The sequence below is a fragment of the Dyadobacter sp. genome (assembly GCF_039919315.1).
Classification (GTDB): Bacteria; Bacteroidota; Bacteroidia; order Cytophagales; family Spirosomataceae; genus Dyadobacter.
Window position 1 is genome coordinate 1 of sequence record NZ_JBDSFX010000007.1, and the last position, 12803, is coordinate 12803.

Annotated in this window: 7 protein-coding genes; 4 read left to right on the forward strand and 3 right to left on the reverse strand. The window is 45.6% G+C overall.

Features of this window, described 5'->3' with window-relative positions; genetic code table 11:
• Positions 1-1554, forward strand: a 1554-nt coding sequence (locus ABIO93_RS02465; RefSeq protein ID WP_348064056.1) for a T9SS type A sorting domain-containing protein, incomplete at its 5' end; no start/stop codon positions are given.
• Positions 1555-1613: 59 nt separating this feature from the next.
• On the opposite strand, the gene ABIO93_RS02470 is transcribed toward ABIO93_RS02465, so the two are convergent.
• On the reverse strand, positions 1614-3431 hold the full coding sequence (locus ABIO93_RS02470; RefSeq protein ID WP_348064058.1) for a PDZ domain-containing protein: 1818 nt from the start codon (positions 3429-3431) through the stop codon (positions 1614-1616).
• Between the two features lie 144 nt (positions 3432-3575).
• Between ABIO93_RS02470 and ABIO93_RS02475 the strand changes: the two genes are divergently transcribed.
• Both ABIO93_RS02475 and lspA read left to right on the forward strand, forming a co-directional pair.
• Complete coding sequence (locus ABIO93_RS02475) at positions 3576-4265, forward strand: DUF1080 domain-containing protein (RefSeq protein WP_348064060.1); 690 nt, start codon at positions 3576-3578, stop codon at positions 4263-4265.
• Positions 4266-4781 (forward strand): signal peptidase II, encoded by a 516-nt coding sequence (gene lspA, locus ABIO93_RS02480; protein ID WP_348064062.1) that lies wholly within the window; start codon positions 4266-4268, stop codon positions 4779-4781.
• Between the two features lie 268 nt (positions 4782-5049).
• Here the strand turns inward: lspA and ABIO93_RS02485 are convergent, their stop codons facing one another.
• On the reverse strand, positions 5050-7317 hold the full coding sequence (locus ABIO93_RS02485; RefSeq protein WP_348064064.1) for an aconitate hydratase: 2268 nt from the start codon (positions 7315-7317) through the stop codon (positions 5050-5052).
• Positions 7318-7373: 56 nt separating this feature from the next.
• A complete protein-coding gene (locus ABIO93_RS02490) occupies positions 7374-10145 on the reverse strand; it encodes a bifunctional aconitate hydratase 2/2-methylisocitrate dehydratase (protein ID WP_348064066.1) in 2772 nt (923 codons plus the stop codon).
• Between the two features lie 315 nt (positions 10146-10460).
• Between ABIO93_RS02490 and topA the strand changes: the two genes are divergently transcribed.
• On the forward strand, positions 10461-12803 hold a 2343-nt coding region (gene topA, locus ABIO93_RS02495; RefSeq protein ID WP_348064068.1), incomplete at its 3' end, for a type I DNA topoisomerase.

Here is a 12803-nt window from a genome sequence, read left to right on the forward strand (position 1 = left end):
CAGAATAACTATAACCATTATGTGGACTATGCCGTGAATGGTGTGAAAGCTACCGGCGTACATCAGGTCAAAATCCGTTATTATGCCAATGGCAATGCGCTGGTAAGTGTGGCAGTGAATGGCAGTAATGCTATTCCTTCGGTGCAGCTGCCGCCGACTTATTCATGGAATATCGTTTGGAGGGAGGAAACATTCAATGTGACATTGAATCAAGGAAATAATACATTGCGTATTCAAGGATTGCCTGGCTACGCTGTTCGTCAGGACAAGATTTGCGTCACCGGCGACGGCTCGACAAACCCTGATCCTAATCCGGTTACCTGCAACTTTGCGATAGCCCCTACTGCCAATTCGCAATCCTACACGCCGCAGCAGGCCATGACATTCAATGCCAACTGCACCGGCGCGGATTGCGGTAGCGTCACTTATGCATGGACGGGCAACGGTGCCAACGCGACCGGCGCGTCAGCTAATATCAACGCACCTTCTGCGCCAGGCGATTATACTTATACACTGAAGGCTTCGAAAGCGGGATGCGCAGACAAAACGGCCAGCCTGACCATTCATGTGGGTACTAATACACCCGCTGAATGTGATTTCAATGTGACTGCCGCTCCGTCCAATGCTACTCCGGCATGCTCGGCGGCGATCAGCCTGACTGCTACTTGCTCGGGCGCCAATTGCAGTGGTGTTGCCTATCAATGGACTGGAAATAGCATCAATTTGTCAGGAATTTCGGTCAACACCAATGCGCCCGGGACCAATGGAGCATTTAATTACACTGTTACCGCTTCCAAAAACGGTTGTACAAGCAAAACAGCCACAGCTTCCATTACCGTAGCGAACTGCCAGCCCCCGACAGGAGAACCGTTAAACTTATGCCTGGAAGCGGAGAATTCCGATGGTAATGGCCCGGTAACAGGTGATCCGAATGCTTCGGGAGGTAAAACAAGGGGCGATCAAAATAACTACAACCATTATGTGGACTATACCGTGAATGGTGTGAAAGCAGCCGGGACTTATCAATTGAAATTGCGCTATTATGCCTCAGGTAATCCGCTCGTGAGTTTAGCTGTGAATGGAACGGTAGTGCTGCCGTCAGTACAATTGCCGTCTACTTATACCTGGAACATTGTATGGAGGGAGGAGATCATTAACATTACACTTGCGGAAGGTAACAATACAGTTAGGATTCAAGGGTTACCCGGACCGAGCCTCCGCCAGGATAAGATTTGTGTGACGGGTGGAGGGCAAAATGCCAGAATGGATGCACCAGAAGCCAAAACGCAAACAACCCATGTTGAAGAAGCCCTGACAGTCTATCCGAATCCATCAACTTCTCATTTTGAAGCGAAATTTAAACTGGTTACCGACGGCGAGGGAATCATTACCGTCACGGATGTGCAAGGCAAAAGCTGGTACAACAGCAAAGTAAAAGGTAAAGGAAGCCATCAGGAACAGATTCGATTGAATGGTGCACCTGCGGGAATTTACATTTTGCAGATCAAAAAGGGTTATGAAACAGAAACTAAAAAGCTGCTGCTAATTCGATAAAACATAATTCAAAAGGCCGGAATCGACTCCGGCCTTTTGAATTATTTGCTTTTGAAAGATCATTTAATCTTGCTATCCAGCCATTCCATGCGGAATTTTTTCATTTCCGCCGTTACTGGAAGATTTGCACCTTCGTTCAGCGTAACAATGAGCTTTGGATTTTCAGCGATCGTAAGCATCGTAGATTTAATGTCGTCCCGATGGCGGTAATCAACTGTGATTTGTTCGCCGGATTTATGCGCTTTAATAATGGCAGTTAATTCAGCTTGAGTACCCACCGTTTTGCCATCAACTTTAATCAACTGATCATCAATGTCAATTCCAGCAGTATACAATGGCGTACCAATGATCGTATTGGACTGTACTGTCAGTTCAGGTCCCTCCTTGAAACGCACATCTCCTATCCAAGGCTGTCCTTCAAACTGCTTTTTTAGTGATAAACCCGCCATTTGAAGCAAAGGAGCATAATTAAAGGATTCATGACCATTGACATACTTTTGGAAAAAACTTTCAGCAAAAACCTTGTCCTTCGAAAAAACCTCCAGTACAGTTTGCAGATCTGAAACCTGATAAGGTATTTCCGGCTTTCCATGCTTTGCCCAAAGCGCTTTCATGAAACCATCCAGTGTCAGGCCACGCGTCCTGAGTTCCAAATCCAATGCCAATGCAATGGACGCACCATATGGATAATAGGATGTGTAAATATTGGGATAGTTAGTTTTGTCCACCGCAACGCCCGCATCAACAAAAACAGCATTACAACTAGCCTGAACGGGTGAAATCCTCTTTGCTCCTGCTGTGTTTTCTTTGGTATTCACAAGCGAAGTCAATGTCTGACAGTACTCTTCAGGAGAGTCAAATCCTGCCCGCGCGAGTATGAGGTCTCCATAATACTGCGTAAAACCCTCGGCGAACCACAGTTCGAAGCTCATATTGCTCTTTTCGAAATTGAATGGTTCCAGCGTTTTCGGTCTGATCCGCTCCACATTCCAAGTATGGAAAAACTCGTGTGAAAAAACGCCGAGCAGGTTACTGGAACCATCGAAAGCAACGGGGAGTGTAATCATCGTGCTATTCCGGTGCTCCATTCCATCGCCTCTGACATACGGATTGATGCTCGCCAGAAATGTATATTGACCAGAATCAAAAACCGGGTACTCTCCAAAAACGTTTTGCGCTTCCTGTGTAATGCGTTTGATCTTGCTCGCAAAATTGGTTGCCAGCGAATCGGTGGACTTTGCTTCTAACGCAAGTCGGAACTTTGAAGGCTTTTTGTCCGGATTATTGACAGTCCATTCCTTAATAATGAGGTTACCGATTTTAACCGGCGAATCCATTAAATATTGAAGGTCCGGTGCAGTAAAGGTAGTCGCGTCGCCTCCCGGCAGCAGTTGGGTTGCAATGATCCATTTCTGATCTTTTGGTAAATTGAATTTCACCTCGATCGGCGCTTTCTCCAATTCCTTCACCCACATAAATGTCGCAGGTGCATTCAAATGCACGCTGCTTTGATCCAGTCCGGCGTAGGTACCATCCGCGTGATTGGCATATATTGTGTATTGAACCTTTACAAAACCATTGATTCCCGCCACTTTATATATGTCGCCATCTACTCTTTGAACCGATATCGACCTACCAGCTTTGTCAAAAGCGAGCACATCGTAAATATTTTTCCCATACTCATGTGTAGCGTACCTGCCAGGCGAAGACCTGCTCATGCGGAAAACAAGTTCCTTTTGCGGTGCGTCGGTGACGGTTACAGCAATATTCGCCTCATGATGGATGAGGTTGGGAAATGAAACATCATAACTGATTTTTTGCGCTGATGCATAGCAACTTAAAAATGGCAACGCAGCCAGGAAGAGTAATTTTTTCATCACAGCTAATATGTTTTTAGAATGCAGAAGGTTCAATTTAAAGTATATCTGCTACATTTTATACCACAATAGCCCTAGTAACACGATTATTGCTTAATTTTTCCATTCCAAATACCATTAAAACTAAAAATAGTCTTGAACAAAATGAAAAAACTGGTACTGCTGATAAGTGCACTGATCTTGCTTGTTTCCCAAAAATCGCATAGTCAAACCAAAGAGCTTTTGAATGGAAAGGATTTGAAAGGCTGGCATGTGGATGTTCCCGAAATGGACAAAGACCCGGCAGTGAAAAGCCCGTTCCTGATCAGAAACGGATTACTTGTCAGCATGGGAACACCGGGCGGGCATTTGATCACCGACGCTGAGTACCAGAATTTTCGTTTGACATTCCAATACAGATTTGCAGGAAAACCAGGCAATTGTGGCGCGTTGGTATTTGTTTCAACTTCAAGAGCATTGTATGAAATGTTTCCTAAATCCATTGAAATACAAATGATGAACCAGAACGCGGGCGATTTCTGGTGTATTCAGGAAGACATCACCGTTCCTGATATGGAGAAAAGACGCGGGCCTAAGGAAAAATGGGGAGTAAATGGTGACAAACTGCGCCGCATCCCTAACCTGACGGATGGAACGGAAAAACCGCTGGGTGAATGGAATTCGATGACCATTGAATGTCTTAAAAACTCCATTAAAGTATGGTTGAATGGCGAGCTTGTCAACTATGGCTATAATGCGACTGCCGAAAAAGGGCAAATAGCATTGCAATCAGAGGGTTCGGAGGTTGAATTCAAGGAGGTTAAGGTTACATCCATTAAAAGTCTAACAAAGTAAATGTTCCCAATTAAATCCAGTCGGGTTATCAGAAATATATCGATACTGTGCATTCTGGTCGCCAATATCGGGTGCGACCAGATTTCCAAAAATGTGGTCAGGCAAAACGTCGGCTTTTATGAAACCATTGAGGTGGTTGAAAACTACGTGACCATTACGTATGTGGAAAACACCGGGGCATTTCTGAGCATTGGCAGCAACTTGCCCGACACATTGAAAATTATCCTTCTTTCGGTAATACCGCTAATGGCCCTGTTTTTTGGCGTTATCTACATGCTATTAAAAAGAAATCTGACCTGGATGAGTGCGCTGGCGCTGAGTTTTGCAATCGGGGGTGGTATCGGCAACATTTACGACAGACTAGTACACGGGTCGGTAACAGATTTCATGCATATCAATTTCGGTCTTTTTCAAACCGGCATCTTCAACATGGCCGATGTTTCGATTATGACAGGCATGTTCATTTTTCTTTTTCAATCTTACCAAAGGCAGAAAGGCAGAATATTGCATCAATGAATTGAAAAGGAAAGTAGCAAAAAATGCCCCAGCGGGGCACCCTGATCCTAGCAATCAGGTATTCAGCAGATTTTTGAACTCCGGAGGAGTTTCCTGAAAGGGACATTGCTTTTGATGATTTCAGCATTTTTAAACAGGAAGCCCCTCCGGGGCTGGCAACGATCATCACATCATTATTCTAGAAACAGGGGGCCCCGCTGGGGCCTAAACAATAAAAGAGGCTTCGAAAGAAACCTCTTTTATTGTTTTTACAAATTCCCGGCAGTTTTTACGCTCCCACAGACCTCCTAATAATATTCAATGCCGAACCTGCTTTGAACCATTCGATCTGCTGTGCATTGTACGTATGGTTTACAGGGAACTCCTCATTGGTACCGTCATTGTGGTGCAACACGATCGTAAGAGGCTGTCCTTCTGCAAATGTTTCCAGTCCAAGAATATCAATGGTATCGTCTTCCTGAATTTTATCATAATCAGAAGTATTCGCAAAAGTCAAAGCCAGCATTCCCTGCTTTTTCAGGTTGGTTTCGTGGATACGTGCGAAAGATTTGGTCAAGATCGCGCGAACACCCAGGAACCGTGGCTCCATGGCCGCGTGCTCACGGGATGAACCTTCACCATAATTTTCGTCACCCACCACAATCGTTCCGATGCCATGTGCTTTGTAATCACGCTGTACCGCAGGAACTTCCGAGTATTGATTGGAAAGTTGATTTTTAATAGTGTTGGTTTTCTCGTTGTAGAAATTAACCGCACCAATCAACATATTGTTAGAAATGTTATCCAGGTGACCCCGGTATTTCAACCATGGCCCCGCCATTGAAATATGGTCAGTCGTACACTTGCCTTTTGCCTTTATAAGCAGTTTCAAACCGAAAAGATCCGTTCCCTCCCATTCAGGAAATGGCGCAAGCAATTGCAACCGGTCCGAAGTAGGACTTACCAACACCTGTACCTGGCTTGGATCCTCTGCAGGAGCCTGATAACCGGCATCTTCCACTGCATATCCTCTGACGGGTTGCTCCAAACCACTTGGTTCGTCCAGCATCACTTCTACACCTTCCGAATTAATAAGTTTATCGGTACGCGGGTCGAAAGTAAGACGGCCTGCAATGGCCAGTGCTGTTACAATTTCAGGAGAAGCAACGAATGAGTGCGTATTGGGGTTACCATCGGCCCGTTTCGAAAAGTTACGGTTGAATGACGTGATAATGGAGTTTTTCTCTCCTTTTTCAGCGCCATGCCGTGCCCACTGACCGATACAGGGCCCGCAGGCATTAGCCAAAACAACACCGCCGATTTTAGCAAATGTATCCAGGTAACCATCACGTTCTACTGTATAGCGCACGAGTTCAGAACCTGGCGTAATGGTATATTCTGAGCTTACGGTCAGTTTTTTATCAACGGCCTGTTGCGCCAGCGACGCTGCACGGCTCACATCTTCATAACTTGAATTGGTACAAGATCCGATCAAACCTACCGACAGTACTTCCGGCCAGCCGTTTTCCCTTACCGCAGTGGCAAACTTAGAAAGCGGCCACGCCAAATCCGGCGTGAATGGTCCGTTTACGTGTGGCTCCAAGGTCGAAAGATCCAATTCGATCAACTGATCAAAATAGGTTGCAGGATCTGCATAAATTTCATCATCAGAACGCAAATATTCTTTCACTGCATCAGCAGCATCGGCGATGTCCCCCCTTTCAGTCGCTCTCAAATAGGCTGCGCTTCTGGCGTCATAGGCGAAAATGGAGGTCGTAGCCCCGATCTCAGCGCCCATGTTGCAAATAGTAGCCTTACCTGTCGCCGAAATGCTTTCAGCACCGTCTCCGAAGTATTCAACCACATAACCCGTTCCACCCTTTACGGTCAATTGTCCTGCAACCCAAAGGATAACGTCTTTGGCAGCAGTCCATCCGCTCAGTTTTCCGGTTAATTTTACGCCGATCAAACGAGGCATTTTCAGCTCCCACGCAAGTCCCGACATGACATCACTTGCATCAGCACCGCCGACACCGATCGCGATCATTCCCAAACCACCTGCATTGGGGGTGTGAGAATCAGTACCGATCATCATGCCGCCTGGAAACGCGTAATTTTCAAGTACTACCTGGTGAATGATACCCGCTCCCGCTCGCCAGAACCCCAAGCCATACTTATTGGATACGGAAGAAAGGAAATCGTAAACTTCTTTATTTTTATCAACGGCATTCTTCAAATCCTGCACCGCGCCTACCTCCGCCTGGATCAGGTGATCACAGTGAACGGTAGAGGGAACAGCAACTTGGGGCCTGCCAGCCTGCATAAATTGTAAAAGAGCCATTTGGGCAGTTGCATCTTGCATCGCCACACGGTCCGGCGCAAAATCTACATACGATTTACCACGCTCGTACACCTGAGTGGGGGTACCTTCCCACAAATGCGAGTATAAAATCTTCTCTGCCAAAGTTAAAGGCCGCCCTCCTATTTGACGGGCAGCTTTTACTCTGTCCTGCATGCGGGCGTAAACACCCTTAATCATGTCTAAGTCAAAAGCCATAGTAATTAAATTAATGCTAATACATTCTCACGTATCAAAAACCGAACCACCGACTACTATCTACTCAATTGCTTAACGGGAGGCGCGAACTTGGTCAGGTCAATGCCTACCACCGCAGCCTTGTATTCATTTATGTTAGGGATCCGCCCCAGGATCGCAGACAGCACAACCACTGGTGTGGATGCAAGCAGAGACTCTCCCTTTTTGCGCTCCGAATCTTCAACTACCCTTCCCTGGAAAAGACGGGTCGAAGTGGCCATCACAGTGTCTCCCTTGGCTGCTTTTTCCTGGTTACCCATGCAAAGGTTACAACCCGGACGTTCCAGATACATCATATTTTCGTATTCGGTACGGGCCGCGCCTTTCGGTGCGTTATCGTCGAATTCGAAACCAGAGTACTTCTGCAACACATCCCAGTCACCTTCGCTTTTAAGTTCTTCTATAATGTTATAAGTAGGCGCTGCCACCACGAGCGGTGCATGGAACTCTACCTTACCTTGTTGCTCCTCAATGTTCCTAAGCATCTGAGAAACGATTTTTAAATCTCCTTTGTGAACCATGCAGGAACCGACAAACCCAAGATCTACTTTTTTATCTTCCCCATAGTATGAGAGCGTGCGAATGGTATCATGCGTGTAACGTTTGGAAACGTCCTTGTTGTTAACATCAGGATCGGCAATCATTGGTTCCACGATCACATCCAGGTCAATCACAACCTCAGCATAATACTTGGCATTCGCATCCGGAGTTAAAGCCGGCATCTCACCCGATTTAATCTCCGTAATTCTCTTATCAGCCCTATTGATCAAGCCTTGAAGAACCTGCCTGTGATTATCCATACCCTTGTCGATCATGATCTGGATTCTGCCTTTTGCAATTTCCAATGATTCAATCAGCGTATCATCTTCTGAAATACAGATAGAAGCTTTTGCCTTCATTTCTGCAGTCCAGTCTGTAAACGTGAATGCCTGGTCAGCAGGAAGCGTTCCGAGATGAACCTCAATGATCCTGCCCTGGAAAACATTCTCTCCTCCAAACTTCTGAAGCATCTGAGCCTGGGTAGCATGAACGACATCACGGAAATCCATGTGATCCTTCATATCGCCCTTGAATGTTACCTTCACCGATTCCGGAATTGGCATGGACGCTTCACCGGTAGCAAGCGCAAGTGCAACAGTTCCTGAGTCAGCACCAAAAGCAACACCCTTGGACATTCTTGTATGAGAGTCGCCACCGATGATGATCGCCCACTCGTCCACAACGATATCGTTAAGTACTTTGTGAATTACGTCCGTCATAGCGTGATATTCGCCTTTCGGATCACGCGCAGTAATCAAACCGAAGTCGTTCATGAACTTCATGAGCCTCGGAATGTTGGCCTGCGCCTTTTTATCCCATACTGACGCAGTGTGGCAACCCGATTGGTAGGCGCCGTCCACGATTGGTGAAATGACAGTTGCAGCCATTGACTCCAATTCCTGAGAAGTCATCAAACCGGTTGTATCTTGTGATCCTACGATATTAACCTCCACACGAACATCCGAACCGGCGTGTAAGACTTTACCCGGAGTTGTACCCACAGCATTTCTGTTGAATATTTTCTCTACCGCGGTAAGACCTTGTCCTTCGTGCGAAATTTCCTTTGAAGGAGCATATACCAAAGGAATATCTATACCCAGAATCCTCGCAGCAACTGTCTGGATCTTTTTACCGAATACAATCGCATACGACCCGCCGGCTTTTATAAACTCCATCTTCTGAGGCGTAAGTGCCTTAGAGATATCAATCAGCTCCTGATCGCCATTATACAATTTCTTCGTTTTTGTATTGATCGTAAGAACAGTACCAGTAGCGACAGAGTACACCTCTTCAAGCACAGGGTCACCGCTTTCATTGCGGATTATCGTGCCATTTTCGTCAACTTTTTTTACCCAGTTTTTGAGATCAATACCAATACCGCCGGTAACGTCGACAGTAGTGAGGAAAATCGGAGAAATCCCATTGGTACCTCCAACAATCGGAGCAATATTAACGAATGGAATGTATGGACTTGCTTGCTTACCAGTCCAAAGTGCCACGTTGTTCACTCCTGACATTCTGGATGAACCTACACCCATGGTACCTCTTTCTGCTATCAGCATCACGCTTTTGTCAGGATGTTCTGCCTGCAACGCCTTGATTTCCTGCTGTGCCTTGGGAGTGATCATACATAAACCATGAAGTTCACGATCTGATCTTGAATGGGCCTGGTTGCCCGGAGAAAGCAAGTCAGTAGAAATGTCGCCTTCACCAGCAATGTAAGTAACTATCTTAATTTCTTCCGCTATGTCCGGCAGTTTCGTAAAGAACTCAGCCTGTGCGTAACTTTCAAGAATCTCTTTAGCGATTTCGTTACCGCTTTTGAATGCTTCCTTTAAACGATCTACATCTGCGTCATATAGGAAAACCTGTGTTTTTAAAACCTTTGCAGCTTCTTTAGCAGTATAAGCATTATCACCCAGGGCAATATCAAGCAACACCTCGATCGAACGTCCACCCTTCATGTGTGACAATAATTCGAAGGCAAATGCAGGAGATATTTCATCTACTACGGACTCGCCGAGAATGATTTCCTTTAAAAACCTGGCTTTCACACCGGCAGCACTTGTGGTTCCCGGTAAAGTATTGTAAATAAAAAAATGAAGAGAGTCGGCACGGTATTCATTACCCGAATCTTTGATCTGCCAAATAATTTCGCTCAGCAATTCGGCACCATCAATAGGCTTTGGATTAAGCCCCTGGGTTTTTCTTTCTTCAATCTCTTTGATGTAATCCTTATAAATATTCATTACTCAAAATTGGGATTATCTGTTGTCATTAAACACGCGAAAGTACTAAAATACCAAATATACGAAGGTATCCCGTCAGTTTTTCGCTACTATTTAGCATCATTATATACTAATGGTACGTTTAGATAACCCCGTCATATTTGTTTTTGTTCTGCCATCCTTCACATTTCGGAAATTATTTAAAAATCGTCTGGTGAAAACCTCCTGATCTGCCGGTGTTTAAAATTACCTTTTTTCAGGCGCTTTGATTTTTTGCAGGAATGTGCCCTATATTTGGACATTCAAAGTGGTAGCAGATCCCTTAAATCCAAAGTTATGTCGAAAAATCTGGTGATCGTAGAATCACCGGCGAAGGCCAAAACCATTGAAAGTTATTTAGGGCAGGATTTCACTGTCAAGTCCAGTTTTGGACACGTCCGTGACCTCCCTGAACATGATATGGGTGTTGATGTTGAGCATGATTTCCAACCATCTTATGAGATTTCATCTGATAAAGTAAAGGTCATTTCTGAGCTGAAAAAGCTTGCCAAAGGCGCCGAAGTGTGGCTCGCGACGGATGATGACCGTGAAGGAGAAGCTATTTCATGGCATTTAAAAGAAGCACTCGGCCTGCCGGATGATACCAAGCGCATTGTATTTCGGGAGATTACCAAAACTGCTTTACAAAACGCCATATTAAAGCCAAGGATCATCGACGTTGACCTTGTAGATGCCCAGCAGGCACGAAGGATTCTGGACCGGCTCGTGGGTTACGAACTTTCACCGGTACTTTGGAAAAAAATCAGAATAGGTAAATCCAATCTCTCAGCAGGTCGTGTGCAGTCGGTGGCTGTGCGGATTGTGGTGGAGCGTGAAAGAGAAATTGACGCATTCAGAAGTAAAAGCAGTTTTAAGGTAACTGCTCATTTTGACCTGGGCAATGGAAAGGTATTGAATGCCGAACTTGCCAAGAATTTCGTAACGGAGGACGACGCTCTGAAATTCCTTGAAAAATGCATCGGCGCACAATTCTCTATCAAAAATCTTGAAGTTAAACCAGCAAAAAAAACACCTGCACCGCCATTCACAACTTCTACATTACAACAGGAAGCATCCAGAAAACTGAGCTTCTCCGTTGCCCAGACCATGACCGTTGCGCAGAGACTGTACGAAGCAGGAAAGATTTCCTACATGCGTACCGACTCCACGAACTTATCGGAGGAAGCGCTGGAAAAGGCTAGACAGCAGATTACCGCTGAGTACGGACAGGAATACTATAATAAAAGGATCTTCAAGACCAAATCCGAATCGGCACAGGAAGCTCACGAAGCCATTCGTCCGACTGACTTTTCAACATTAACGGGCAGCGGTGACCGTAACGAACAACGTTTGTACGAACTAATCTGGAAGCGTGCCATTGCGTCCCAAATGTCGGACGCGCAGCTGGAACGTACTACGGCTACCATTGCTATTTCAACTACTTCTGAGGAACTCATCGCGCAAGGCGAGGTGATCAAGTTTGAAGGGTTTTTGAAGGTATACCTGGAATCCAATGATGATGAGAGCGATGAAGAGCAAAAAGGAATGCTGCCGCCGCTGAACATTAACCAGATCCTCAATCTGGCGGATATGAAAGCTACTGAGCGCTTTACACGAAACCCTCCCCGCTATACGGAAGCCAGTCTCGTGAAGAAACTGGAAGAAATGGGTATCGGGCGTCCGTCCACATACGCTCCCACGATTTCGACTATTTTGAGACGTGAGTACATTGTGAAGGAGGACCGCCTGGGTACGGAAAGGGAGTTCAGGGAAATGACTTTGACTAATGACCAGATCCAGCGCAAAGTAAATAAGGAAGTGTACGGCTCAGAAAAATCGAAACTATTCCCTACAAGCACCGGAATGGTGGTGAATGACTTTTTAGTAAGCCATTTCAATGATATCATCGATTACTCTTTCACGGCCAACGTTGAAAAGGACTTTGACCACATTGCGGAAGGGCAGCTTGCCTGGCGCGATATGATCAAGAACTTCTACACGCCGTTTCAGAAAAAAGTAGCGGAAGCCAAAGAGGAAGCAATTGATAAAAGCCTTACTTCCAGAGATTTGGGAGAAGATCCTGCTACGGGTAAAAAAGTGTCGGTAAGGATCGGCAAATACGGCCCTTATGTGCAGATCGGTGATGTGGAAGACGAGGAAAAACCAAAATTTGCGAGCCTACAGAAAGGTCAGCTGATGGAGAACATTACGATTGAGGAAGCGTTTGAATTGTTCAAATTGCCGCGTACCGTGGGTATTTTTGAAGATAGCGAGCTGGTGGTCAACATTGGTAAATTCGGACCGTATGTGAAGCATGATGGCAAATATGTATCTCTTGCCAAAACAGACGATCCAATGGCTGTGACAGAGGAAAGGCTGGTAGAGATCATCATTGAAAAACGTCAGCAGGACAGCAGCAGGACGATCAAAGAATTCAGTGAGGATAAAGAGGCAAAGGTTTTGAATGGCAAATATGGTCCTTACATTGCTTTTGGTAAAAAGAATGTAAAAATCCCGAAAGGAACGGATCCCGCCGCATTGACTTACGAAGAAGTAGTTAAATTGGCTGCCGAAACTCCTGACAAACCAGCCGGGCGTGGAGCGAAAAAACCCGCTGCGAAAGCACCGGCAGCTAAAAAG